This window comes from Flectobacillus roseus (assembly GCF_030056595.1).
Lineage (GTDB): Bacteria > Bacteroidota > Bacteroidia > Cytophagales > Spirosomataceae > Flectobacillus > Flectobacillus roseus.
This window is the reverse complement of the sequence record NZ_JASHIF010000019.1, coordinates 37,328-62,809: the sequence shown is the minus strand read 5'-3', so window position 1 is coordinate 62,809 and position 25,482 is coordinate 37,328. Positions and strand designations below refer to the sequence as shown.

General features: G+C 38.1%; 21 protein-coding genes. 13 read left to right on the top strand and 8 right to left on the bottom strand.

The features are described from left to right. Positions 1 to 30 precede the first annotated feature (30 nt). Positions 31 to 717 carry a response regulator transcription factor gene (locus QM524_RS19130; protein ID WP_095160787.1) on the bottom strand — a complete coding sequence of 229 codons (687 nt, stop codon included), beginning with the start codon at positions 715 to 717 and terminating at the stop codon, positions 31 to 33. 322 nt (positions 718 to 1,039) lie between these two features. Beyond that, positions 1,040 to 2,788, bottom strand: a complete 1,749-nt coding sequence (locus tag QM524_RS19125) for a sensor histidine kinase (protein WP_283345782.1) — start codon at positions 2,786 to 2,788, stop codon at positions 1,040 to 1,042. A gap of 304 nt (positions 2,789 to 3,092) precedes the next feature. Between QM524_RS19125 and QM524_RS19120 the strand changes: the two genes are divergently transcribed. Together QM524_RS19120 and QM524_RS19115 are read left to right on the top strand one after the other, a co-directional pair. Further along, positions 3,093 to 3,980: a T9SS type A sorting domain-containing protein gene (locus QM524_RS19120; RefSeq protein WP_283345781.1), complete on the top strand. Its 888-nt coding sequence runs from the start codon at positions 3,093 to 3,095 to the stop codon at positions 3,978 to 3,980. 490 nt (positions 3,981 to 4,470) lie between these two features. Further along, complete coding sequence (locus QM524_RS19115; RefSeq protein ID WP_283345780.1) at positions 4,471 to 5,394, top strand: hypothetical protein; 924 nt, start codon at positions 4,471 to 4,473, stop codon at positions 5,392 to 5,394. Positions 5,395 to 5,692: 298 nt separating this feature from the next. Here the strand turns inward: QM524_RS19115 and QM524_RS19110 are convergent, their stop codons facing one another. Both QM524_RS19110 and QM524_RS19105 read right to left on the bottom strand, forming a co-directional pair. Continuing rightward, complete coding sequence (locus QM524_RS19110) at positions 5,693 to 6,190, bottom strand: DUF456 domain-containing protein (RefSeq protein ID WP_095160782.1); 498 nt, start codon at positions 6,188 to 6,190, stop codon at positions 5,693 to 5,695. A 54-nt stretch (positions 6,191 to 6,244) separates the two neighbouring features. Then, positions 6,245 to 7,309 carry an endonuclease/exonuclease/phosphatase family protein gene (locus QM524_RS19105; protein WP_283345779.1) on the bottom strand — a complete coding sequence of 355 codons (1,065 nt, stop codon included), beginning with the start codon at positions 7,307 to 7,309 and terminating at the stop codon, positions 6,245 to 6,247. 316 nt (positions 7,310 to 7,625) lie between these two features. Between QM524_RS19105 and rpmB the strand changes: the two genes are divergently transcribed. The 4 genes from rpmB to QM524_RS19085 all read left to right on the top strand — a co-directional run bounded on the left by rpmB (position 7,626) and on the right by QM524_RS19085 (position 10,667). Beyond that, the gene (gene rpmB, locus QM524_RS19100; protein WP_095160780.1) at positions 7,626 to 7,865 is read left to right on the top strand and encodes a 50S ribosomal protein L28; all 240 of its coding nucleotides are present in this window, start codon (positions 7,626 to 7,628) and stop codon (positions 7,863 to 7,865) included. Positions 7,866 to 8,104: 239 nt separating this feature from the next. Further along, positions 8,105 to 9,232, top strand: a complete 1,128-nt coding sequence (moeB, locus tag QM524_RS19095; protein ID WP_283345778.1) for a molybdopterin-synthase adenylyltransferase MoeB — start codon at positions 8,105 to 8,107, stop codon at positions 9,230 to 9,232. 78 nt (positions 9,233 to 9,310) lie between these two features. Further along, entirely contained in the window at positions 9,311 to 10,024 is a 714-nt protein-coding gene (locus tag QM524_RS19090) for a head GIN domain-containing protein (protein WP_283345777.1), read from the top strand. A 106-nt stretch (positions 10,025 to 10,130) separates the two neighbouring features. Then, complete coding sequence (locus tag QM524_RS19085; RefSeq protein ID WP_095160775.1) at positions 10,131 to 10,667, top strand: RNA polymerase sigma factor; 537 nt, start codon at positions 10,131 to 10,133, stop codon at positions 10,665 to 10,667. 82 nt (positions 10,668 to 10,749) lie between these two features. On the opposite strand, the gene QM524_RS19080 is transcribed toward QM524_RS19085, so the two are convergent. From QM524_RS19080 to QM524_RS19070, 3 genes are all read right to left on the bottom strand, one after another. Then, positions 10,750 to 12,153 (bottom strand): tetratricopeptide repeat protein, encoded by a 1,404-nt coding sequence (locus QM524_RS19080; RefSeq protein WP_095160774.1) that lies wholly within the window; start codon positions 12,151 to 12,153, stop codon positions 10,750 to 10,752. 317 nt (positions 12,154 to 12,470) lie between these two features. Then, a complete protein-coding gene (locus tag QM524_RS19075; RefSeq protein ID WP_166578246.1) occupies positions 12,471 to 12,695 on the bottom strand; it encodes a hypothetical protein in 225 nt (74 codons plus the stop codon). Between the two features lie 328 nt (positions 12,696 to 13,023). Next, the gene (locus QM524_RS19070) at positions 13,024 to 14,619 is read right to left on the bottom strand and encodes an amidohydrolase family protein (protein ID WP_095160772.1); all 1,596 of its coding nucleotides are present in this window, start codon (positions 14,617 to 14,619) and stop codon (positions 13,024 to 13,026) included. Positions 14,620 to 14,778: 159 nt separating this feature from the next. Between QM524_RS19070 and QM524_RS19065 the strand changes: the two genes are divergently transcribed. The 3 genes from QM524_RS19065 (at position 14,779) to rimO (ending at position 18,214) form a co-directional block, all read left to right on the top strand. Further along, positions 14,779 to 15,717, top strand: coding sequence for a hypothetical protein (locus tag QM524_RS19065; protein WP_283345776.1), 939 nt, complete (start codon positions 14,779 to 14,781; stop codon positions 15,715 to 15,717). A gap of 161 nt (positions 15,718 to 15,878) precedes the next feature. Continuing rightward, positions 15,879 to 16,691 carry a hypothetical protein gene (locus tag QM524_RS19060; RefSeq protein ID WP_095160770.1) on the top strand — a complete coding sequence of 271 codons (813 nt, stop codon included), beginning with the start codon at positions 15,879 to 15,881 and terminating at the stop codon, positions 16,689 to 16,691. 212 nt (positions 16,692 to 16,903) lie between these two features. Then, entirely contained in the window at positions 16,904 to 18,214 is a 1,311-nt protein-coding gene (rimO, locus tag QM524_RS19055) for a 30S ribosomal protein S12 methylthiotransferase RimO (protein ID WP_283345775.1), read from the top strand. Positions 18,215 to 18,296: 82 nt separating this feature from the next. Here the strand turns inward: rimO and QM524_RS19050 are convergent, their stop codons facing one another. Continuing rightward, positions 18,297 to 18,884: a DUF4833 domain-containing protein gene (locus tag QM524_RS19050; protein WP_283345774.1), complete on the bottom strand. Its 588-nt coding sequence runs from the start codon at positions 18,882 to 18,884 to the stop codon at positions 18,297 to 18,299. Positions 18,885 to 19,439: 555 nt separating this feature from the next. On the opposite strand from QM524_RS19050, the gene QM524_RS19045 reads away from it, so the two are divergent. The 4 genes from QM524_RS19045 to infB all read left to right on the top strand — a co-directional run bounded on the left by QM524_RS19045 (position 19,440) and on the right by infB (position 25,407). Beyond that, entirely contained in the window at positions 19,440 to 19,880 is a 441-nt protein-coding gene (locus tag QM524_RS19045; RefSeq protein ID WP_283345773.1) for a GNAT family N-acetyltransferase, read from the top strand. Positions 19,881 to 20,091: 211 nt separating this feature from the next. Beyond that, positions 20,092 to 20,562, top strand: coding sequence for a ribosome maturation factor RimP (locus QM524_RS19040; RefSeq protein WP_166578241.1), 471 nt, complete (start codon positions 20,092 to 20,094; stop codon positions 20,560 to 20,562). Positions 20,563 to 20,665: 103 nt separating this feature from the next. Continuing rightward, positions 20,666 to 21,913, top strand: a complete 1,248-nt coding sequence (nusA, locus tag QM524_RS19035; RefSeq protein WP_095160765.1) for a transcription termination factor NusA — start codon at positions 20,666 to 20,668, stop codon at positions 21,911 to 21,913. A 215-nt stretch (positions 21,914 to 22,128) separates the two neighbouring features. Then, positions 22,129 to 25,407 (top strand): translation initiation factor IF-2, encoded by a 3,279-nt coding sequence (infB, locus tag QM524_RS19030; protein ID WP_283345772.1) that lies wholly within the window; start codon positions 22,129 to 22,131, stop codon positions 25,405 to 25,407. Positions 25,408 to 25,482 lie beyond the last annotated feature (75 nt).

Sequence of the window (25,482 nt, the reverse complement as noted above, 5' to 3'; positions counted from 1 at the left end):
TAACATAATCACTCAATTGCAGACAAAGTATTAGCTCATCAACTTAAATCCTTCTCCGTGGAGATTGATGATTTGAATAGTTGGTTCTTCTTTAAAAAACTTACGCAGTTTGGTGATATAAACATCCATACTTCGAGCATTGAAATAGGTATCGTCGCCCCAAACCATCTTCAATGCAAAGCTACGACTGACTGGTTTGCCGATATTTTCGCAAAGTAATTTGAGTAACTCACTTTCTTTCGAAGTTAATTTTTGCTGACCTGAGGCATGAAATAATAGTTGTTTTTCGGAATCAAACTCATAAGCGCCTATCACGAAAGTATTACTTTTAACAGCATTGTCGGTAGCTTGTTTTTGGCTTCTTCTCAAGATTGCTTGGATACGTGCCAAAAGCTCCTCCATCGAAAAGGGCTTGGTCATATAATCATCAGCGCCCACTTTAAAACCTTGCAAAGTATCTTCTTTCATGGCTTTAGCTGTCAAAAATATGATAGGTGTATCTTTATCAGACATTCGTACCTCTTTTGCCAAAGTAAACCCATCTTTTTTAGGCATCATGACATCAAAGATGCATAAATCATAATCTGTCAATACAAACTTCGAAAGCGCATCATCACCATCTTTGGCTAAGGTGGCTTCAAAACCTTTGATGGTAAGATATTCCTGCAAAAGCTGTCCTAAATTTGGGTCGTCTTCGGCTAATAAGATTTTATTCATAATGTGTAAGCGTTATACGTGTTGTCGATGGAATAGGTAAGGATTCCAATGTAGTAAAAGTGCGTTCCTTTATCGTGCAATAGGCAAAAAGCGATAGGTATTAGGCTAAAATGTCTCCTCCATTTTATTAGAAACCCCTTTGACTTAAGTTAGTATTCAGAATAAAATTTACGATTGTGCTTTGGGCTTTCAGGTAACGGCTTTCGGCGGTGGGCTTTGGGAAAAGTATGGCTGTGGTTATTAAAAAACACTTTAACACTCTTTGCCTGTTGCCTTGTGCCTAAAATACAAAGCTCAAATCTACTTCTGCACTAACACTTAATTAACTTTTGGCAATGGGTAAAATAATTTCGAAAGTACTACCTTCACCTAGTTTGCTTTGTACACGGATTTTACCTTTATGTTCTTCTACGATTTTTTTGACATAACTCAAGCCTAATCCAAAGCCTTTGACATCGTGAAGATTACCTGTAGGCACACGATAAAACTTCTCAAAAATATTCTTGATAGACTCTTTTGTCATCCCAATGCCCTTGTCAGAAACTCTGATAGCAATACCTTCGGGTGTTTCCTCTGTTTGAATAGAAATTTGAGGCTTTTCGGGTGAATATTTGTTGGCGTTGTCGAGCAAGTTAAAAATTATATTGGTAAGATGCACTTCATCCGCTTCTATTTCGGGGTTGTCTGCTTTAAAATCAAAGCTCAAATCGCCTTCACGAAGCTCGATTTGTGGGCTCATATTTTCCAGAACGTGCTCTATTACCTGATGTACATTAACTAAGCCTAGTTTGAGTTTTAACTCTCCACGCTCCATTTGGGCGGTTTGTAATACCTTCTCTACCTGCGAACCTAGTCGTTTGTTTTCTTCCTTGATGATATTCAAATAACGACTAAACATCGTTTTGCTGGCAGCTACATCGTTGTCTTGTAACATCTGAGTAGCCAACGAAATAGTCGAAATAGGCGTTTTGAACTCATGCGTCATATTGTTGATAAAATCGTTTTTAATATCGGCCAAATGCTTTTGTTTCACAATCGTATTGACAGCAATATAAAAACATCCGAGCATCACCAAAATCAACATCAATGAACTTGCATACATTACCCACATGGTACGCATAATATAGCGATCTTGGTTCGGAAAATACAATCTCAAATAGCTCTCAGAGGCATTCAAGTCATTTGGAAAAAGGTTTACGATGTATGTGTCTTTGTCACTTTTCAAGCCATTTTCCTTGTATTTCAACGAAGAGGCATAATGTAATACTGGTGCTTCTTTTGTACTAATGCCATATTCAAAAGGTAGCGAAATGCCTTTGTTTTTAATTTCCTGTTTTAATAGAGAATCTAAAACAATGAAGTTGATTCGCTCAGTAATTTTACGTTTCTTGAAAAGAAAATCGCTCAATACCTCTTTGGCCATCTGTCCTTGCGAGTCGATATCGGTATGCTCATGAGCTAGTAAATCTTGCTGATGAGCTTTAGCTTTTTGTTCTTGCTTGCGTTTTTCGGCTAGTTTTTGCGCTTTCTTGGCCGAATCTTGCTTGTATTTAGCTACAGTGGCGTGATTATTTAGTGCTTCTGCTAAAATTTCGTCCAAACGCTTATTCTCATTAAGTCTTTTTTGTACTTCCTCCATGTCCATATTCACCGACCATTCCTCATATTCGCGAACTTCGCCATTAGGCAAAATTTCGGTGCTTTTAGATACCAGAATATCGGAAGGCAATGAGCTTTTGGCGAGAGCTTCGATTCCTGCAGGCAAATTAGGATAAGTTTTAGTAGCAACGGGTACTTTATGAGTTTCTTTGGCTTTTTGGGGAGTAGGATTCGCAATGGCAACTAATTGCTTTTGCTTTTCTTCAATCTCCATTTTTTGTTTTGCCAAATAAAAAAACTCCTGCTGTCCCAATCGTCTTACTACTCGTTGCATTGCATCACGGACATCGCTACCAAATTGTTCGTTTTTGGCACGAAGTGTAAAGCCCAACCAGTAAAATTGGAAGATGATTAACCCTAGCGAGCCAAATGCCATGAGGGCGATTATATATTGGATTTTTCGTTTTGTCATACTAGTGTCAAGCCAATTAGTGCTTTGCTAATTACATCAAATTCAAGACCTTGATGCAACATTTTGTTTAAAGTGGTTTCTTTGAAACGTTCAAACGCATTGGTCGTGTGAATCAATTCAAAAGGTATATCGCAAAATTAGAAGGAATAGTATTACCATAAAGCCCTTTTAACATCTTTTAACAGAGTTCAACGCTTTGATATTGAATCGGTTCATTATGTTTGTTCCTGATAACAAAAACGCATTTACCACTAGCGTTTGGAAACGATAATTTGTACGTTGTTCCATTAAAATTTACAAAACTATGAAGGTCACAATTAAATCATTGAGCGTAGCTATTTTGTGCTTGGCAAGTGTATCATCATTTGCACAAAGTAAGAGTATTTCTCAAACAGTTCAGGAGAAAGACGGAAAATTGAAAGTACATGTCGAAACAACCGAAAATGGCAAAAAGGAGGTTTTCGAACGTAATTATAATGTGGAGGGTTTGAGTAGCGAAGCCAAAGAAAAGTTGGTTTCTGATATTACAGATTCACTTATGGCAAAAGCTGATGGCCCAAAAGCAAAAATTAAAATGAAGATTTTTGCTGATAAAGACGCTCAGAAAAAGGATGATGTTGAAATCCACTCATTCTCATTTAGTGATGGTGACTCTCTTGCTATGGCTCGTCCTGGTAAAAATATGAAACGTCGTATTATCATCAAAAAAGATGGTCAAACGATTGAACGTGAGTTGAATGGTGATGAAGAAAACTTAAATTTCAACTTCGACTTTAAAGGCATGGATAAAGAAATGCAGAAAAAATTCAAGGATTTTAATACAGATGAATGGATGGCGAAAGCTCAACCGCGTTTGAAAAGCCTACAAAATGGAGCTAGAAATCTGCTCTTTTTTGATGGAAATGGCACTTTTTCTGGCATGGGTGAGTCCAAAACGATTCATGGCTTGAGAGTATATCCTAATAAGCCTTTTGACGCTAAACTGAACCTTCGTTTTGATGCCCCCCAAAAGGGAAATGTGACGATTTCGGTTACTGATGTGAATGGTAAAGAAGTGGGTCATCAGGTGGTAAAAGACTTTGAAGGTGAATTTATGGGTCAAGTAGACTTGAAGAAAAACACAAAAGGCACTTTGTTCGTTACTGTTACACAAAATGAAGATGGTACCGTTAAGCGTGTAGTGGTAGAATAAAAGTATTTAATAGAATTAAGTGTTGCTGCAAAATTAGATTTGATTTGTGTGTTTTAGGGAACAGGCAACAGACACAAGGCAAAGAGTGTTAAATGTTTTTTAGTAACGATAGCTATGTTTTTGCCGAATGCCGATATCTGAAAGCCAAAGGCTCAAAAATTTAAGTTTATTTTGCGTAATAACTTATCCAGTCATAATGCCATCGGTGAAAGCTGATGGCATTTTTTTGATAGAATAATTATGAGTGCTGAATTACGAGTTGAGAATTAGGGCTGTACGAAGGATTACAAAAAACATTTATTTCGGATATCGGAAGTTGGATTTTGGAAGTGTAAGCTTTTCTATTTTGTAAAAAATAAAGGTGTTTTAGTTTATTTTCGAAATTAGAAATCCCCCATCTGCAATAGTTAGAATTACTTGAATAGTATCCTTCTGATGATGAGTATAATCCAATAACTGATATTCTATTAACTGATAACTTCTTTTATCCATGAAGACTAAATTACTAATAGCTTTCTTGTTTTTGACATGGACGGGGTTGGCTCAAAAACGCCAAATATATCAATATGCAGATGAGGTTTTAGTAAAATACCAACTCGAAATACATCCTGTTCAAGCTCCCAAGGGCTGGTTGCTATTATTGCCAGGTTTTGGCGAAACCCCTGAATCTGTTTTAAAAGAATCGGATATTCCCGTCGTAGCAGCGCAGAATGGTTTGTTGGTAATTATTCCTTTTTTGAATACCAGTCCTCCGTCATTTTATATTGATGAACTTTCTCAAAAAGCCCTTGAATCTATTGTAAGCAAAACTTCTGAAAGATTAAAACTTAATAAAACACCTTTCTTTTTAGGAGGATTTTCACTGGGTGGAAGTGGTGCTATCGGGTTAGCAAAGCGTTTGGTTGAGCAGAATATTCATATTCCAAAAGCTATTTTTGGGATAGATCCGCCATTAGATTTTGCTCGTTTCTATCAATCTATCGAGCGAACTATCTGGCTCAGTCAATCTGCTATTGCTAGCGAAGAGGCTAAATATTTGGTAGAAAGACTTAAAACAGAATTTGAAGGTACTCCCGAAGATAATCCTCAAAAATATCGGGATTTGTCGTGCTTTTCATATCAATCAAAAGACCTCAATCAGCTTGACTGGTTAAAGAAAATTCCTCTGAGGTTATATACCGAAGTAGCTATTGAATGGCAAATGCAGGAAAGAAATAGAGATTTGTATGATATTAATGCCATCGACTGCGTGGCAATGATTAATACCTTGAAAATTGTAGGCGCAACCCAATCCGAATTGATTGTGACCAAAGACCAAGGCTGGCGACGCCAACAAAAGATGCGAAATCCTCATTCGTGGTCTATTTGCGAACCACGAACTTTAGTAAAATGGCTACTGAAATGGACTTTGTAGAGACGTAACAATTATGTATTTCGGAGTTATAAATGAGTCTCAGAGCATGTTTATCATTAAAAACAAAAAATGTATTTATTTTTCTGAAATCCTGTTGTTTGAGCCGCAGGCGAGGTGGTTCGCCACTCCGATTAGGATTTCTTGACTTTCTTTTGCGGCCGCCGCTGCGGTTACTTTTCTTGTGTCAAGACAAGAAAAGTAAGGAGTGTCGATAGGAAATTTTGTTTTTTTAACAAATGCCAAATAAAATTTCCAAACATGCTCTCATATCTCCTAAATCCGCAATCGTTATGTTTTCTCAAAAAAACATAATCATAATATATTCACCTAGAGCAAAGCCTGACCAGAGTAACATGGCAAGACATAAGGCAATTTTTCCGACCATACCCGTAATAAGCCCTATGAACGAACCAATAGCAGCTTTCAACGCTTTTGAGAAATCTGCCCCATTGATAAGTTCGCCAACTAGCGCCCCTAAAAATGCACCTAATAACATACCAACCGCTGGAATAAAGAACATTCCGACCAATAAACCTATCGTAGACCCAATAGCACCGTATTTGCTTCCCCCAAACTTTTTGGTTCCCCAAACGGGTGCATAGTAATCAAAAATAGCCATTGCTACTGTCAGTACAGTGAAGACCACCAAGGTACTTTTATTGAACTCGACAAAGCGGGTGTAGTGTAAACAAAACATACCTGCCAAACTCAATGGTGGACCTGGGATAGGAAGTACAGCCCCAGCTAAACCACCAAGTAATAAGCCAATCGCAAGAATAGTCAGAATAATGTCCATGGAGATATAAATTTTAACAGGTTTTGAATTTTAGCTGATACCCGATAGCTCCAATTAAGGTAACTGATATGATGCCGAAATAGGATAATGATCAGAATATTTGATTTCGCTATGAGTGGTAAAAGACTGTATTTTTATTTTATCACTAAAAAACTGATTGTCGATTCGAACAAATTTAGGACTTCTATTTAACGTAAAACCAAATCCATTACCTGCTCGCTCAAAAGCATTTTCTAATCTGTCTCTCACGTGCCCGTACGCTAGTCCATAAGGTAGTTCGTTAAAATCACCACAAACTATAACAGGATATGGACTTTCATCAATAAGCTTTTCGATAGACTTAATTTCGCGCGCATGGTCAATAAAGCCTTTCTTCAAAGACGATAATATATCTCGTCCTTCGGTTTTTACCAAGGCTTCATCTTTTTTATTGAAAGCTTGGGCTACTTTCCCCACACGGATGCCCATAGACTGTAGTTGTAGGTTGATAATACGAATGGTATCTTTTTTGAAAATAATATCAGCTAATAAGTACCCATTACTTGTACTATTCCCAGGGAAAGCCTTACCTTTTTTATTGATGATAGGATATTTTGAATAAATTACTAAAGTTGAGTAATAACCTTTTGGGTCAGCATTGATGGCTCTGTAGGGATATTCTTTTTTGAGTAAATCCGCAGCAAATTTTCCCTCTTCGTTAGAGGTTTTACTAAACTCCTGAAAGCATTTGATATCAGCGTCGAAGTGTTCGACATAGTCAAACAAGGATTCTTTGTCAGATGGCTTCAGCCCTTGAAAGCTAAATACATTATAACTCAAAACACTTAGGTCGTCTTCTGTTTTGTCATGACTTGGCGAAAGCTGAAAGGTACGTACCGTAAAAGGCCAGCCCATGAACCAAATAATCAAAAATACCCAAGCTCTGGACGGACGAATATACAACCAGATGAGCCCCAGTATTAAACAAGCGCCTTGGGCTATAGGAATGGACATCATCACAAACCCCGCGAACCAATGTTCCCATACGATGGTATAGCCCAAAAAGTACGCAAACAAGGTGTACATACACAGTGGTAAACTGCTGAGCCAAAGCAAAGAAGTGGCGATCTTTTTTATCATAAGGTATTATTTGATATACAAATTTGGCAGGTTTTCTTTCAAAAACGATAGAATTTGCGAAAACTTGATATGATAGCATAAATCTTTTCATAATAAATTGCTAGTTTACAAAATAATTCATACTTTTGCGTTCCAATTTCAGAAAACACTGATTATCAAGTCTATTACATCGCCGAATACAGCATTAAGTTTAATTCTGAATTATTACAAAGCCTTTTGATAAAAATGTATTAATATTTAGTAGAAAGGTCAATTATAGTAAAGAATTGTTTGATAGTGAGGCGATTAACACATAAACAATTAACGCATTTTTATCATGGCGAAGGTTTGTCAATTAACAGGAAAGAAAACTCAAGTGGGTAACAACGTTTCTCACGCTAATAACAAAACTAAAAGAAAGTTTTATCCAAACTTGCACACTAAAAAATTCTTTTTAGAGTCTGAAGGTGTATGGGTAACTTTGAAAGTTTCAGCGAAAGCAATCCGTACAATCAACAAGAAAGGTTTGGAAGCTTCTTTGATTGACGCTGCTCGTAAAGGAACATTGAACGTTTAGTTATACTTGTCTCCGACAATTTTAAAGCCTCTTCGTAATTATATTGCGAAGAGGCTTTTGTTTTGTCTGGGGTTTGTGATTTTAAGAGATATTTACCCAAAAGCTGATTGCCAACAGCTATTAGCCTAGAAGCGTCATTTTATTTTAAATTTATGAAACAAAATAGCGCTCGATAACCGTTTAGTTATTGCTTGTCGGTGATACGATTGATTCCTGACAACTTAAAGCCTCAATATACTATGCTGACATCTTCTGAAAAAACTCGTTATCAAAAACATTTATTACTTCCTCAAATAGGTATTGAAGGACAAGAAAAACTCAAATCTACCAAAGTGCTTGTGGTAGGAGCAGGGGGCTTGGGTTGTCCTGTACTTCTTTATTTGGCCGCAGCAGGTATCGGAAAAATTGGAATTATCGACAATGACGCCGTGGATTTGACTAATCTTCAACGTCAGGTTTTATACAAAGTCGAAGATATTGGTAATCCCAAAGCATTAGTGGCGACCAAACGCCTCTTGGCGATGAATGATAGTATCGAAGTGGAAGCCATTTTACATAGACTCAAAAAAGAAAATGCCCTTCAGTATATCCAACAATATGATATCGTAGTAGACTGTACCGATAACTTCACAACTCGTTATTTGATTAATGATATTTGTGTCAAGCTCAATAAGCCTTTTGTATATGGAGCAATCCATCAGTTTGAAGGGCAAGTTTCGGTATTTAATTACACCGATGCCAGTGGTCAGCAAGGACCTACATATCGTTGCTTGTTTCCCGAACAACCCTCAGAACTAGAAATTCCTAACTGTGCTACTATTGGCGTATTGGGTATTTTGCCTGGCACGCTAGGTATGTACCAAGCCAACGAAGTCGTAAAAATGGTAACAGGCATAGGCAAAGTATTGAGCGGTGAGTTTTTGATGATAGATTTATTAGAAAATACTTCTAGGAAAATAAAAGTAAAACGCCGTCCAGACGCCGAACAACTTGCTCGCCAGTCTGAGACACAAGAACAAGAGGAAATTGCCTGTAAAACAAATATTATGAAAACACTTTCAGTTGAGGAATTACAAGAGAAGCTTGAGGCTCAAGAGGACTTATTTCTTCTCGATGTTCGTAATCCAAATGAATATGAAATTTGTCATCTCGACAATTCGGTATTGATTCCGATGAATCATGTCCCTAATAATATCAAACATATCCCACGTGACAAGCCTGTAGTGGTGTATTGTCATCATGGTATGCGTTCGGCTTCGGTTATTCAGTTTTTGGAGCAAAATCACCAATTCGATAATCTTTATAATCTCACAGGGGGTATCAATGCTTGGGCTTATGAAATAGACCCACAAATGGATACTTACTAAATTTTGACACTATCGATGCAACTTCTTCGTTAGTTTTTACATCTAGGATGTAATGTTTAACCTAAAGTTTGTGTAGAAATGAGAAAAATATTGATTGCGAGTATAGCAATACTCTTAGTAAGTGTGAGTGCTTGGGCTCAAAACTCTCAAGAAATGACCGTTCAAGCTTTTACTAAAGTAGACTTTCAGGGTATTATGAAAGTAGAAATCGTAAAAGGGAGCACCAATAAAGTTACAGCCGAGGCACATGGAAACCTCAGTTTAGATGATTTGACAATCTCCGTCTCAGGTGGTGAATTATCGGTAAAAACAAAAATTTTTAAACAACTTACCGAAAAAGATAAAAAGGCAAACGCAGGAAGCTACTATGAAGTCAAAGTGGTATATAGTGCCGATTTGAGTAATATTAAGGGTGGTCGTGGTGCAGAGTTGCAGTTTGGTAATGTCTTAGTAGGAAACCATTTGATACTAGAAGGTAGCTCTGGAGCAATTATTAAAGCCGATTTAGACCTCAATACTCTCGAAGTAGCAAGTTTGCAAGGAGCTATTGTCAATCTGGAAGGAAAAGCAAAATATCAGTCTGTGCGTGTAAATACAGGAGGACAATTGCACGCTTTTGACTTGAAAGCTGAACAAACCGATGCCAAAGTCAATACAGGAGGAATGGCCGAAGTTGCCACATCACAATCCTTAGATGCTTCGGCAGGTACAGGAGGTATGCTAACCTACAAAGGAAATCCTAGTCAAAAGAGTATCAGATCCAACTTGGGAGGCGAAGTGAAAAGCTTATAGTTACCAAAAGGCTGACCACAATCATGAATGCTTTATGAATACCATCATAAAGCATTTTTGCTTTTAAGGGCAAATTTGTCATATACAAAATCTATTCCCTTGTGTTATGAAGCCATCCCAAGATAAACTATCTCTATTCAATTGGTTAATACAAAAATATCAGCGTAAGATTTATTGGCATGTGCGTAAAATGGTCATTTCGCATGATGATGCAGACGATTTGACGCAAGAGGTATTTTTGAAGGTATGGCAAGGATTGGATAATTTTAGAGGCGATTCTCAATTATTTACTTGGATATACCGTATTGCAACCAACGAATGTCTCAATTTTTTGAGAAATAAACGCAAAATGCAGTTTTGCGAAATTGAAGACTTTTCAGAGGTATTTGCATCAGACCATAATCATGATGTACTTATATCAGGAGATGATATTCAGTTGGCACTTCAAAATGCCATTATGACTTTGCCCGATAAACAACGTTTGGTTTTTAATATGCGCTATTTTGATGAAATGCGCTATGAAGAAATTGCTAGAATAACAGGAACATCTGTAGGAGCACTAAAAGCAACCTATTCGATTGCTGTTCATAAAATCGAAAACTTATTACATGTTAATCAACATAAATTGCACTATGCTGCCTAATGAGATTTAGTGAATTGTGAGTGGTGAATGATGAATTGTGAATTAAGAATGAGTAATTCACAATTCATCATTCACCACTCGTCTATTCCTTACGTGCTTGGTACTCGTCAGAAATGAGTTTGAATACATATCCGCTAATCCATGCTACGTCACCACCTTTGATGAAGTAGAAGCGTTTCTGAACGCCATCACGGTTCATTTCTTTAATCAAAGTTTCTAACAATGCCGCACCAGCAATAATATCTTGTTGGTTATAGATTTTTGTCGTAATATTTTTAACGTCTTCTTCTGCAATAGCACGAACTGCTGGATCTGTCACGCGAGAAAAATCTGGGTTGATCAACTCCTCGTAGCTACTAGCGCTCATTTGACGGAATTTACGAATATCTTCCAAACTTACTTCTACTGGACGACCGATAATCGCAGCACGCTCTGGGTGTAAGAATGAGTTCATCACAAATACGATACCTCCTAATAAAAATACGTTTTTGCGATTTTTCAAACCTACTTTACGATTAAGCTCAAGAGCTAACTCTTCGCCAACCACTTTTACTTCGTCGTTTACTCCTTTGGTATATTCCTCCAAATTAGCATCTGGCAATTTTTTCTTTACAATTTTCACAAAAGCCTTTGTACCATAAGGGAAGTTCACTGCTTCAAATTTGGTACGGCTCAACAAATAGCCACCTTTGATGTTTCCACCGCCAATATCCATTACTGATGATGACAAGTGTAATTCTGGTGCTACCATTGAAAGGGCTCCAAATTTAGCTTCGTCTTCTGCCGAAATAATATCAATCTTTTGATTTGGATTTTTCAAGGCCTCACGAATGGCAGCAATTACTTCTGCTTCTTTGCCAGGCTGTTTGTCAGTAGCTTGTTTTAATCCACTACTCATCACAATAAACATACGGTCAGACAATACGTTGTTACGAACAGTAGCAGTATCGACCAAGTCTTTGATAGCAATGGCAGTTTCTTTGATAGCTTGAGGAGTCAAAGCACTAGGCTCAGTATTGATTGACATACTCTTTTTGAGGTTGTAAGTAACACCTTTTTTAGGCGAAACGGTTACCCCAATGATACTTAACTTTACACCTTTCGAGCCGATGTCGATACCTGCATAAAGTTCTTCGGCTTCTTTCAAACCATCGAGTAATTGCGAAATAGCTTTTTCGCTCATACCCATTTTCAATTTCTTATAGATATCAATCGCTTTGGAGAAGTTACGTGAAGCCTCAAGGATATTTTCTTGATCACGATACAAGAAGCCAAGGTTTTCATAAATAGCGGCTTCCCAATATTCGTTTCGTCCACGAACCATTCCCAATGCTTTATTGAGATATTCTTCAGACTGGTCAAATTGTTTTACTTCGCGGAGGGTGTTAGCAATTTTAAGGTAACGTAATGCAGTATTTACATCTTGGGCTGTGGTTACAATAATACTACTAAGGAGCAAAAAAAGAGTAAAAATGAGTTTTTTCATGTTAAAAGAATTTTATTAAATCAGTCGTTGTGATTGAATACCTATTATCTAATCCAAGAAGTAAGGAGGAAATATCGGAGTGAGAACAAACCTTACCCTATTGAGTGTTAGAAATGACACTGAGCGACTTGTGGTTAGTAATGTACGATGGGCTTCAAACTATTGCTAATTTGGGATTCCTGATTTCGGAAATAAGGGCATACTACATAGCTTTTTCTACAATAAGAGTCAAAAAAGCAGGTGGTACTTCCGTAATCCAAGATCTGATATCCGAAATAGATGATGCTTAAAATCCTTCGAACAGTTCCGACCTGTGGCTAGGGATTTTGGTATAAAGGAACTTTTACTTGAGTAGGATCAAGGTCTGTTGTATCTACTTTGGCAACTCGCTTACTCTTACTACCTTTTTTCTTTTTACTCTTAGTAGTGGATTTACTACTAGTGGTTGTTTTGGAACTGGTGCTTGGTTTAGCTTTAGCACTAGTCGAAGGTTTTTGTTGGAGTTTACTACTTACGGCAGAATGAACAGATGTACTACTCATGCTAAGAAAAAGTAAGCATAGCCAAATACCTGACCATGTTTTGAGTGGGGATAACACACGATTTAGCATAGGAAGTTGGATTTATGGGTTTGGATAATAAGGAATTATCCTTTTTTTGACTTTAGTAAAGTAATAGAAAAAAAGCCTTTTTATCAATAAAATATTTGATAAATAAGTACTGTCACTTCACTCAATGATTTTAATTAATCCAACTGGTTCAAAAAACATACCATTACACTATAAAAAAACACGAAGCTCCTTGGTTTTTTCAAGGAGCTTCGTGATAAATAAGAGTTGTTGCAGACTTATATGCCTGAAAATTAAATGATTATTTCTTTTCTAGGCCTGGCTGAAAAATTTCAAAATTTTCAGTCTTTTTCGCTTCAGCAACAATTTTGCGAACGTCAGATAAGAGTTTTTTCGCATCGTAGATTACGCCGTCTTTGATGGTGTATTTTACACCACCCACACGTTTTACTTCATTGCTTTCCGTCAAGTGAATGGCTCCAGTACCATACAAAACCTTGATATTTTTGAGAGGGTTTTCTTCTAAAATCACTAAATCTGCCAACTTACCAGTCTCTACACTACCAATTTTGTCTTGCATACCTAGTGCCTCAGCACCTTTGAGGGTTGCCGCCCGAATGACCTCAAGCGGATGAAAGCCAGCTTCTCGTAGCAGCTCAAGCTCTCGGATATACGCAAAGCCGTAAAGTTGGAAAATAAAGCCAGAGTCAGATCCTGCGGTTACTCTTCCGCCACGGTTTTTGTACTCATTGACAAAGTTCATCCATAAACGATAATTTTCTTTCCAAGCTACTTCCTGCTCTGTACCCCAGTCTTGCCAATACGAGCCATGCGAAACACGTGAAGGCTGATAAAAACGCCATAACTGAGGCAATGTGTATTCTTCATGCCATTCGGCACGACGAGCCAGCATTAACTCGCGATTGGCTTCATAGATATTGAAAGTGGGGTCAATCGTAAAATCAAGTTTCAATAATTCATCCATAACCTCATTCCAGCGTTTTGAGCCTGGCTTGGCAGCTTGTTTCCAAAGTTTACCTGCTTCTTCAAAACGATTTTGTTCGTTGCCATAGTTATAATCCGCAGGATAGTCCTGAATCGTTTGGCTATCAAATAGCGCTTCTGGTAAACCATACCAGTGTTCCATTGAGGTCAAGCCTGCTCTGGCAGAGTTGAGTACATTCCAACGAGCCACATCTACTTGCGCATGGTGACAAGCCGAGCGAAGTCCTAATTCTTTATTGCGACGTAAAGCCGCATCCATAACTTCGGGTCTTGCGCCAAAAAACTTAATACCATCAGCGCCTTTTTTAGCATTTTCTTCCACCCAAGCACGAGCTTGATCTGCGGTAGTGATACTTTCTTTTGAACCCATACCAAAGGCTGTATAAGCCAAGATACGAGGAGCAGTGATTTCATTTTTTTCAGACTTTTGCTTTTGGTCTAGTACCCAATCCAAGCCATTTCCTGCCGAAGGGTCACGGATGGTGGTAATACCATGCGCTAACCATAGCTTGAATACATACTCGGCTGGCGTACCTTGCGAACGCCCCCCAATATGCCCGTGCATATCTACAAAACCTGGGAGCACGTACATACCAGTACAATCTAGTTCTTTGTCGCCTTTATCCGCTTTGGGTCTATCTTTTGGGTCAATAGGTACGCCCGGGTAGCCCACTACCTTGATTTGGGTAATTTTGTTTTTCTCGATAACAATATCACAAGGGCCTTGCATAGGAGAGCCCGTTCCGTTGATGACGTTGACCCCTCGAATAATCATGCGATTAAATTGACCTTCGCCTTCCGTACGTGAGGGAGCTTTGGGAATTTGGGCAATGGCAGTGATGCCTGCGCATAGTGTCAGGAGTAAGAGTTTGATGCGTAAAATTGTATGCATGAGCTATATAAAGGTTGATGAGTAATGAAAGATGATGGGGCTTTTTGTCATAGGAAAAGGTAAGTGAGAAACAAATACGCCTAACCATCCTTACACAAGTTAGTGATTTTGACTAAAATGTGTAACTTGCTGTGGAACAATTCAACAAACTTCTTAGATATGAATCTACAAATACTCGACAAATGGATTCGGGGAAACTTCCTTTTTCTCTGTATTATCTTGGCTTGCTTATTTGCTGTTGTTAAAAAAGCAACTATTTTTCAAATAGAAAAACCTACTAATACTACCGCTCCGTTAGAAGATAATCCTCTTGCCAAAGATCAAGCTTTTCAACAATATTGGAATACAGGATTGTCGGAGCTTAATACCTATGAATTAACACAAACTATGGATACAAGCCAGCAGAAAGGTCAAATACAACTGGTATTTACGATGGTAGATTTTGATACAAAAAAACGTATGCAGACTACTTCATCTGACAAATCTGCGTCTACAACTGTACTCAAACAAAATTTAATACAGAAAATAGCCTCAGGAGTATATGAATATTCTTTGACGAACTCTACTTTTACGCCCACAAATTATGTGGTATTTCCTCATGCATTAAAGGTAGATTATGCTAAACAAAATACACAAGGGCAGGAATACAGCCAAGTGGATTGGCAGGGGCAAACATTTTTGTATAAAGGGAAAAGTGATTTCCAACCAAAAGCGCAACAAGATACTAGTGTAAAAACGGCATGGCTCGAGGACGAAATCTGGAATCGTATACGCCTGAATCCACAGACTTTACCAGACGGAGAAGCCGAAATGATTCCTAGTCTTGAATACCTTCGTAGTACAAATCAAAAGGTAGAAGCTATTTCATGCAAAACTACGCTTGAAGAGAAAACAGATTCGTTGAGTAAGCAAGTTTTGAAGAATTATACGATAGAATATCCAGAAAAACATCGTAAAGTTAGTATTGTATTCGAAGCCCAATTTCCTTTTAAAATACTAAATTGGGAGTATACAACAACCGAAAATGGCAAGGTAACGACCACGGTAGCGCGATTAGTACAATCGAAGCAGGTGACGGTAGGAAGGTCACAGAAGTAAGAAATGAAGCATTTGTACTTTATGACCTATGGCTAACTTTACAATTCATAAGACAAAACGCCCGTTTATCTGTTTGCACAATAGATTGGTCAATTTGATGAACCTTCTTGGATTTTGAATTGTAATTTTATCATCCTCATATATAATGTTAAACAAGAAAAATGAAATTTCTCGGATTTAAACTTCCGAGCAAGTTGATAAGTTTTGGCCTTTCCATATTGGTGGGCCTTGTACTTTGGGCTTGTTCAGGACAAGACAAAAAACAAGAAAACACATTGCCCGAAACAAAGGTTTGTTCTATGATATTTATCGATAAATCAGTGAGCGTAAATGTGGATAAAGGTTTTGCGAATGAGAAATACACAAAAATTATCAATGACTTAGTAGAGAAGAATATCAGAGGAAAAGGCGATAAGTTAATTGTGTATTTTATCCATGAAAACACCGCAAAAGCCAAAGTGGCAGAAGTAATCAGTCGTACCGACATGGAGGAGACTGAAGGCTCAAATGCCAACGACTCAGAAGCTCTCAAAACAGAGTTTTTACTGGATTTGGGCAAAGAAAAAAGTATTTTCAAGCAGCTAGTCGTGAAACAACTAAGCGCTCGCAATACCTCGAGTAGCAATGAAAGTACCGATATTCTGGCTTCGCTCGAATTAATTGAAAAAGAAGCTGCCAGAGGATATGACGTCAAGGTCTATTATCTGTCAGACATGGTCGAAAGCATGAAAGGCGAGCATCGTCGCGATTTTCACAAAAATCCTCCTGTCGATGATGCCGCCGCAGTAGGTTGGGCCAGAGAAGATGCCAGTAATTTAAAAGCAAATCTCAATAACCTGACTTCAATACAGGTATTTGTTGCTAAACCTTTTGAACCAACGGCCTCAACTCGTGTCAATAACCCAGCCGTTTCGGCGTATTGGGAAAGACTATTTGCCGAATTGGGCGTAAGTACTGAAGTAGAAGAATTGTAAAAAAGGCTGTGAGAAACGATACTTGTTTCTCACAGCCTTTTTTACATAAATTATAAACTTGATTCCAGACCCAAGTTTGCCAAAATCCTCATTTCTAAGTTTTTTGTTGTAACTTTGCAGACTTAATTAAAATGGAGAAATGTTGAAAACTGATAATTCTCGCAATTACAAATTTTATTAAGCTAGAAAACGACTTTCAAGCAACTAATTGAATGAAAACGAAAACGTTAAAGAAAAATAAAGTAAATATAGTTACATTAGGTTGTAGCAAAAACTTGGTAGACTCTGAAGTGATTTATACTCAGCTCAAAGGCAATGGTATGAATGTAAGCCACGAGTCTAAAAAGGACGATTCAAATATCGTTATTGTGAATACTTGTGGTTTTATTGATAATGCCAAACAAGAATCTATCGATACGATTTTACGATATGTAGATGCCAAAGAAGCAGGAGTTATTGATAAACTGTACGTAACAGGCTGTTTGTCGCACCGCTATAAAGATGATTTGGAAAAGGAAATCCCAACAGTAGATGCTTTTTTTGGTACAAACGAATTGCCTCGATTACTCAAAACACTTAAGGCAGATTACAAGCATGAATTGATTGGCGAGCGTTTGTTGACAACTCCAGCACACTATGCCTATCTGAAAATTGCGGAAGGTTGTGATCGCCCATGTTCGTTTTGTGCAATTCCATTGATGCGTGGAGGTCATGTTTCTCGCCCAATCGACGAGCTCGTAACTGAAGCTAAATCTTTGGTAAAAAGAGGAACAAAAGAGCTTATCCTTATTGCACAAGATCTTACATATTACGGATTAGATATTTACAAAAAACGTAATCTTTCTGAATTGCTCGACCGTCTATCAGACATTGAAGGTATGGATTGGATTCGTTTGCAATATGCATACCCAGCTGGCTTTCCAATGGACGTATTGGATGTAATGGCTGCCAAACCAAATATCTGTAACTATTTGGATATGCCTTTACAAAGTGGCTCAACAGAGGTATTGAAGAGAATGCGCCGTGGTATTACTCGTGAAAAAACAGAAGATTTAATCCACGCCATCCGTGACAAAGTACCTAATATTGCTTTGCGTACAACCTTGATTTCTGGTCACCCAGGTGAAACGGAAGAGGATTTTGAAGAAACTTATCAATTTGTTGAAAAAATGCGTTTTGACCGTCTTGGGGTATTTACCTACTCACACGAAGAAAATACGCACTCTCACACTTTCGAAGACGATATTCCAGAAGAAGTAAAACAAGAACGTGCCGACGAAATTATGGCATTGCAACAAGCAATTTCTTTGGAATTGAATCAAGCAAAAATTGGCAATACTTACAAAGTGCTTTTTGACCGTAAAGAAGGAGGATATTTTATTGGTAGAACAGAATTCGACTCACCAGAAGTAGATAACGAAGTCCTAATTCCAGCTAGTCAATATGTTCGTTTAGGCGATTTTGCAGATGTAAAAATCACCTCAGCCGAAGAATTTGATTTGTACGGCGAATTAGCTAAATAAATAAAATGCCTGTAAGAACATCTCTTGCAGGCATTTTATTTTACTGAAGCAAACACGGTAATATGCAATCACTAAAGAGAATTTACGGCTTGAACTTCTCATATACATCTTTACCAGTTGTTGCGTCTTTACCCCAAAGCTCAATATAGTTGACAGAAGGCATCAAACCACTCTCATCTACACTTACAAATACTTTTTTCAAGATTTGCATTTTTCCGTTAATGGGAAACAAAGCAATAGCTTCGCCATGACTATCTAATTTTACAATAAATCTTCTTTTACGATAAGCTAAAAAGTGACCTTCATAAGCATTGGCTTCACCTTCAAGAGCACTGGTATGCAAGCCATACGCTAAAGTTCTTTGAATGTTAGATAACTCCTGCTTTTTGCCACCTTCGGTATATCTAATCCAATAAGTATGCACAGGATTTTTATGGTCTAATTTATTGTTAGGCAACACATTCGCATCATATAGAATAGTGTTGATATTGGAGCTACGCTGAATATAAAAAAGACGATTTGGACCTTCGGGTGGAATAGGGAACTGTTCTACAGAGGAAGGAGTATTATGCTTATTTTTTTGCGCAAAGCTTTCTGAATAATTTACCAATAATGACAGAGATACTACAAAGGTGAATATGGCTGTCTGAGTGACTTTTGAGAGTTGCATTATTTTTGAAATAGTCCTGTTATAAATTTAAGTCTGCAAAGGTAATCAACGCAGATGAGTTAATCCGTAACAGAACGTTAGTATTTTGTAAAAAATTAGCTAGTGATTAAGGGTTAATTAAGAACGAAAAAAAGAGAAAAATTGGCATACAAATTACTGATAATTGAATAGAACAATACAAGGGTTGTAAATCATGGTAGATTTCGTATTAGAACTGTACACAGGATTCTAAAACTGTCTATTTCGGGTATCGGATGTTGGATTTCGGAAGTTTATTCTTTTATGTTTTGTAAAAAATAGAGGTATTTTACTTTTTTCCCGAAATCAGAAATCCCCAATCCGCAATTATTGGAAGTTCTCCGTACAATCCTAATTTGGGATTGCTGATTTTGGAATATACTTTTAAAAGTAAATGATACTCCCGAAATACAACCTTCGATATCCGAAATAGATAGTTCTCAACTCTACCAACAAGACAACAATGTTTATTTGTCCAAAAACAATTAATTTAGAAACCCGGATATTCTATCAACTCAAACTCTAGTCATTCAGTTCATGTTAATTCGTCAAGCTACCATAAGCGATTTGCCATCAATTCTCCAATTATATGCAGAGGTGTTGGACAAAGGTCAAGTATTATCTCTGTCGGAAGCAGAAGTATTATTTCAAAAAATGTCTAGCTATCCCAATTACAAGGTATATGTAGCCGAGCAAGAACACCAAGTGATAGGTACTTTTGCTTTGTTAATAATGGACAATTTGGCACATAGAGGCACGCCATCAGGCATTGTCGAAGATGTAGCAGTACAAGAAAATTTACAGGGAAAAGGAATAGGCAGACAAATGATGAAGTATGCTATGCAAGTTTGTAGCGAAGCAGGATGTTACAAACTAGTGCTTTCAAGCAATCAAAAGAGGGTCGAAGCACATGCTTTTTATGAATCCTTAGGCTTTGATAAACACGGCTTTAGTTTTCTTGTACCTACGCTTCTCTAAAAGAGGAAAAAATAACATCTTTTTGTTTTTTTATAAAAAAAGTACTAATTTTGTACCAGAAAAATTAGGAAGAGGGGTCGGAAATCCCTCTTTTTTATTTTGTATTACACGTTCAGACCAGAAAGTCATAGAGGAGGGTGAAGCGGTGGTTTTCTAGAGTTTTTCATCTTCATGCTTTCTTTTTTCTTTCCTGTAGGCTTCAAAAACAAGTATGTTAAAAGATAAAATTGCAGAAATGCTTGAGCCACTTCTCGAAAACGGATTGTTTTTCGTGGTGGATTTACAAGTCAATGTCCTAAAAACACGTATCAATATCACGATTTTAGTGGATTCAGATGAGGGCATCAAAATTGAGGAATGTGCCAAAATTAGCCGAAAATTAGCTAATGGTATCGAAGCACAAGAACTCATTCCAACAGCTTACAACCTTGAAGTGTCTTCTCCAGGTATTGACCAACCTCTAGTATTGACCCGTCAGTACATCAAGAATATTGATCGTACGCTCAAAGTTCAGTTCAAAGATGGTGCCGAGAAAGTAGGAGTACTACAAGAAGTAAAAGAGGATGGAATTATTCTGTTGGAAGAGCCTAAAAAGAAACCGAAAAAAGGTGAAGTAATCGAACCAGAATTTATTTCATTTTTGAATATAGAAAAAGCAAAGGTACAAATATCGTTTAAATAGTGGCTGCGTTGCTTGGCGTAGAACTTGTTGAGCGAATTAGTAATAATTCAACACTCCAGAGTCTTTTCTGTCAAGTTATTCAATCATTAAAAATTATGAACCAATGAATAGTGCAGAGTTAATAGCGTCGTTTGCGGATTTTGCCAAAGAGAAAAGCGTTGACCGCCCGACGATGATTAAGGTGTTGGAAGAGGTGTTTCGTACGATGATTCGTAAAAAATACGGAACAGATGCCAACTTCGATGTAATCATCAACCCGGAAAGCGGGGACTTAGAAATGTGGCGTACCCGCGAGATTGTCGATGACAACTCAGAAGATATTTGGGACTATGACAAAATTCCATTGGAAGAAGCTCGTAAAATCCAGCCTGACTTCGAAATTGGCGAAGAGGTGGCTGAATTGGTGAAGCTAGAAGACTTTGGTCGCCGTATAGTTCAAACGGCTCGTCAAACCCTAATCCAAAAGGTTAAAGACCTTGAAAAAGAAAGTCTTTACGACAAGTACAAAGACTTGGTAGGTGAGATGGTTTCTGGCGATGTTTACCAAATTGTTGGTAAAGAATTAATCATTTCTGATGCAGAAAAGAATGAATTGATTTTGCCTAAAGCAGAAATGATTTCTAAGGATCGCTACAAAAAAGGTGAGCCAGTACGTGCGGTTATCCACCGTGTAGAAATGAATAATGGTACGCCAAAAATCATTTTGTCTCGTACTTCTCCAGTATTTTTGGAAAGATTATTTGAGCAAGAAATCCCTGAAATCTATGATGGTCAAATCATGATTCGCAGAATTGTACGTGAGCCAGGCGAACGTGCTAAAGTAGCTGTTGAATCTTATGATGATCGCATCGATCCAGTAGGAGCTTGTGTAGGTATGAAGGGTTCGCGTATTCACGGAATTGTTCGTGAATTACAGAACGAAAATATCGATGTAATCAACTATACCGAAAACCTTGAGTTGTTGGTAGCGCGTGCGCTTAGCCCAGCTAAAGTAAGCTCGATGAACATCGATAAAGAGCGTAAACGTATTGCGGTGTATTTACAGCCAGATCAAGTGTCTTTGGCAATTGGTAAAGGTGGACAAAACATTAAGCTTGCGGGTAAGCTAGTAGGTTACGAACTAGACGTGTACCGTGATATCAAACAAGAAGAAGTAGACGATGAGGATGTGGATTTGACAGAATTCTCAGACGAAATCGAAGACTGGATCTTGGAAGAACTTCACCGTATTGGTCTAGATACAGCCAAGCAAGTACTTAAATTGAGTAGCGAAGAACTTGTTCGTCGTACTGAATTGGAAGAAGAGACAGTGAACGAAGTACTGTCTATTTTACGTTCTGAGTTTGAATAAGATTGATTGAGTGAATGATAGAATGATAGAATAGTTGTTCGAAAACTTCAAGCTTCGGCTTGAGCATATCATTTACTCAATTCAAAACTATTCTATCATTCAGTCCGGTCAACAGGTTTTCTCAAATAGGTTTCTATTTGATGAAAATGCAGACAAAACAGAAACATTCATAACATTAATCAATTAGTATTATAGAAAAGGAGATAAGCAAAAGTATGGCAGAAGATAAAATGATGCGTTTGAGCCTTGTGGCAAAGCAGATTAACGTGGGAATCTCAACCATTGTTCAATATCTCTCTGCCAAAGGTCACAAGGTTGATAACAACCCCAATACCAAGTTGAATTTCGAGCAGCTAAAATTATTGGCGAAAGAATATCGCAATGATAGCTTACTCGAAGGTATGCAACCAGCAGCACCAGTTGTACCAAAAGCAGTAGAGGAAGCACCAGCACCAAGTCCTAAAAAACAGGATGATGGTATGCCTTTATACTTCCGTGAAGGAGCAAGTGATGCAGGAAAAGCAGAAGATAAACCTAAAGAGGTAGTACCTTCTACAGAGCCAGAGAAAATCTCAGCTCGTGCAGAGGTAACTTTCAAAGTATTAGGAAAAATTGAGTTAGACGGAAAAGGAAATCCTGTGCCTCCAAAGCCAGTAACTCCTCCTGTTGAACCAAAACCAGAACCTAAAGTTGAAAGTGTTATTGTTGAAACGCCTGTAGTTGAAACCAAAGCGCCTGAGGTACCACAACCAATAGCAGCTCCTACAGAAACGCCAGCTCCAGTAGCGCCAACCCCGACTACCACTGAACCAAAAGCTGAATTACCAGTAGTAGTAGCGCCGACACAGAATGAGAATACTCCTAAAGAGGAGGTAGTTGTTGAAAGTAAAAAAGTAATTGCTGAAGAAAACCCAATAGTTAAAGCTGAACCTGCTCCAGTGGTAGAAGAGAAAAAACAGCCAGAGCCACAGTCTCAACCTGTAGCTAAAACCGAAACGCCTACTGCTGCTGAAGTAAAGGCACAACCTCAAGCTCAAGTGCAACAAGGCAATCGCCCGCAACAGCACAACCAGCAAGCGAATCAACAACGCAACAACCAACAGAATCAACAAGGCCAAAAGCCTAACAATAATCAGTCAAATCAAAACAAACTGCAAAATCCTGTGCAACAGCCACAACAGCCTAAGCCACAGCCAAAGCGTTATGATGAGGTTCCTACAGATAGAAATATCGAGCTAATTGAAGCTAAAGGAGAAACCTTAAAAGGCTTAACTGTATTAGGTAAAATTGAATTACCAGTAGAACAGCCTCGTTCTTCTAATAACAAAAATAAGAAGAAACGTAAACGTATTAAGCCTGCTGAAAAGGTTACTGAAGCAGAAATCCGTAATGAAAAGGGTGCTCCGCGTCCTAAGAAAGACGAACCAAGTAAGCCTGGAGATGGTAATAAAAAACCTCAAGGACCAAATTCTGGAGGTGGTAACAACAACCATAACCACAATAACAATAATAATAATAACAACAACAACAGTAACAATAATAACAACAAGAAGAAGCCTAAGAAGGACGAAAAAGAGGAAGTTTCTGACAAACAAATTCAGGAACAAATCAAAGCGACTATGGCTCGTCTTCAAGGACAAACCTCAAAAGCAAACTTTGGTGCAAAAGAACGTCGCGAAAAACGTAAAGTTCGTGCCGAGCGTGAAGAAAAACGCCAAATGCGTGAAGAGGAAGAAGCAAAAATCCTTAAAGTTACTGAATTTATTTCTGCTAGCGAGTTAGCATCTTTGATGGATGTTTCTGTAAACGAAGTTATCTCTACTTGTATGAGTTTGGGAATGTTCGTTTCAATCAACCAGCGTCTCGAAGCAGATATTATTGCCATTATTGCTGAGGAGTTTGACTTTGAAGTACAATTTGTATCAGCTGAGGAAGAAGTTGAAGCGGCCCTTCAAGAAGAAGCAGATGCTCCTGAAACTTTAGAAATGCGTGCGCCAATCGTAACGATTATGGGTCACGTTGACCACGGTAAAACTTCCTTGCTCGACTACATCCGTCGTGCTAAAGTTGCCGCTGGTGAAGCAGGTGGTATTACTCAGCACATTGGTGCTTACTCTGTAAAACAAGAAGATGGTCGTCGTATTACTTTCTTAGATACTCCTGGTCACGAAGCCTTTACAGCGATGCGTGCTCGTGGTGCTAAAGTTACTGACGTTGCCATTATTGTGATTGCTGCCGATGATGCCGTGATGCCTCAAACAGAAGAAGCTATCAACCACGCAATGGTGGCTGGTGTGCCAATTGTATTTGCATTCTCTAAAGTAGATAAGCCTGGTGCCAATACTGATAGAGTACGTGAGCAATTAGCAGCTCGTAACATCTTGGTAGAAGAATGGGGTGGTAAATACCAATCTCAAGAAATCTCTTCTAAATCAGGTATGGGTGTCAACGAATTACTTGAAAAAGTATTATTAGAAGCAGAATTACTAGAATTAAAAGCGAATCCAAACAAACGTGCCGTTGGTACTGTTGTCGAAGCTTCTTTGGACAAAGGTCGTGGTTATGTAGCCAATATCTTGGTTCAAGCAGGTACGCTTCGTGTTGGTGATATGATGTTGGCTGGTGCACACTACGGTCGTGTAAAAGCAATGTTTGACTATCGCGGAAAGAAATTGAAAGAAGCTGGTCCAGCTATTCCTGTACAGGTATTAGGCTTGAGTGGTGCTCCAGCAGCAGGTGATAAATTGAATGTAATGGAAAATGAGCGCGATGCTCGTGAAATTGCGAACAAACGTGAGCAAATTATCCGCGAACAATCGTTGCGTACTCGTAAGCACATTACACTCGAAGAAATCGGTCGTCGTAAAGCAATCGGTACATTTAAAGAACTTAACGTTATTGTTAAAGGTGACGTGGACGGTTCAGTAGAAGCGTTATCAGATTCATTATTGAAGCTTTCGACAGAAGAAGTACAAGTACGTATTATCCACAAAGGTGTTGGTCAAGTATCCGAGTCAGACGTATTGTTGGCTTCTGCTGCCGATGCCGTTATCGTGGCATTCCAAGTACGTCCAAGTACAAACGCTCGTCGCTTAGCTGAAACTGAACAAATCGAAATCCGTACTTACTCAGTAATCTACCAAGCAATCGACGAAATTCGTGATGCTATGGAAGGTTTATTGGCTCCTACATTCGAAGAATCAGTTACGGCTAATATCGAAGTTCGTGATGTATTCAAAATCTCGAAAGTGGGTACTGTTGCAGGATGTTACGTATTGGAAGGTAACGTTAAACGTAATAACAAAATCCGCGTAGTACGTGACTTCGTAGTAGTTCACGAAGGCGAAATCTCTGCTTTGAAACGTTACAAAGATGATGTAGCTGAAGTGAAATTTGGATACGAATGTGGTCTTTCAATCAAAAACTTCAACGATATTCAAGAAGGTGATATCATCGAATGTTACGAAATGAAAGAAGTTAAGCGTACGCTTTAATATTGAAGAGTTGAAAGTATTAAGCATTAAATATGCTTAGGCACAACTCGTTTTATATAGTAAAAGCACCGTAGG

Bases quoted from the DNA above. Each gene is read 5' to 3' on its own strand.
- QM524_RS19105 (WP_283345779.1), bottom strand. From the start codon at position 7,309: ATGATAAAAAAGATCGCCACTTCTTTGCTTTGGCTCAGCAGTTTACCA.
- QM524_RS19040 (WP_166578241.1), top strand. From the start codon at position 20,092: ATGTTAAAAGATAAAATTGCAGAAATGCTTGAGCCACTTCTCGAAAAC.
- infB (WP_283345772.1), top strand. From the start codon at position 22,129: ATGGCAGAAGATAAAATGATGCGTTTGAGCCTTGTGGCAAAGCAGATT.
- QM524_RS19050 (WP_283345774.1), bottom strand. From the start codon at position 18,884: ATGCAACTCTCAAAAGTCACTCAGACAGCCATATTCACCTTTGTAGTA.
- rpmB (WP_095160780.1), top strand. From the start codon at position 7,626: ATGGCGAAGGTTTGTCAATTAACAGGAAAGAAAACTCAAGTGGGTAAC.
- QM524_RS19110 (WP_095160782.1), bottom strand. From the start codon at position 6,190: ATGGACATTATTCTGACTATTCTTGCGATTGGCTTATTACTTGGTGGT.
- QM524_RS19080 (WP_095160774.1), bottom strand. From the start codon at position 12,153: ATGAAAAAACTCATTTTTACTCTTTTTTTGCTCCTTAGTAGTATTATT.
- QM524_RS19075 (WP_166578246.1), bottom strand. From the start codon at position 12,695: ATGAGTAGTACATCTGTTCATTCTGCCGTAAGTAGTAAACTCCAACAA.
- QM524_RS19085 (WP_095160775.1), top strand. From the start codon at position 10,131: ATGAAGCCATCCCAAGATAAACTATCTCTATTCAATTGGTTAATACAA.
- QM524_RS19070 (WP_095160772.1), bottom strand. From the start codon at position 14,619: ATGCATACAATTTTACGCATCAAACTCTTACTCCTGACACTATGCGCA.
- QM524_RS19045 (WP_283345773.1), top strand. From the start codon at position 19,440: ATGTTAATTCGTCAAGCTACCATAAGCGATTTGCCATCAATTCTCCAA.
- QM524_RS19115 (WP_283345780.1), top strand. From the start codon at position 4,471: ATGAAGACTAAATTACTAATAGCTTTCTTGTTTTTGACATGGACGGGG.
- QM524_RS19065 (WP_283345776.1), top strand. From the start codon at position 14,779: ATGAATCTACAAATACTCGACAAATGGATTCGGGGAAACTTCCTTTTT.
- QM524_RS19090 (WP_283345777.1), top strand. From the start codon at position 9,311: ATGAGAAAAATATTGATTGCGAGTATAGCAATACTCTTAGTAAGTGTG.
- QM524_RS19120 (WP_283345781.1), top strand. From the start codon at position 3,093: ATGAAGGTCACAATTAAATCATTGAGCGTAGCTATTTTGTGCTTGGCA.
- QM524_RS19060 (WP_095160770.1), top strand. From the start codon at position 15,879: ATGAAATTTCTCGGATTTAAACTTCCGAGCAAGTTGATAAGTTTTGGC.
- nusA (WP_095160765.1), top strand. From the start codon at position 20,666: ATGAATAGTGCAGAGTTAATAGCGTCGTTTGCGGATTTTGCCAAAGAG.
- QM524_RS19130 (WP_095160787.1), bottom strand. From the start codon at position 717: ATGAATAAAATCTTATTAGCCGAAGACGACCCAAATTTAGGACAGCTT.
- QM524_RS19125 (WP_283345782.1), bottom strand. From the start codon at position 2,788: ATGACAAAACGAAAAATCCAATATATAATCGCCCTCATGGCATTTGGC.
- rimO (WP_283345775.1), top strand. From the start codon at position 16,904: ATGAAAACGAAAACGTTAAAGAAAAATAAAGTAAATATAGTTACATTA.
- moeB (WP_283345778.1), top strand. From the start codon at position 8,105: ATGCTGACATCTTCTGAAAAAACTCGTTATCAAAAACATTTATTACTT.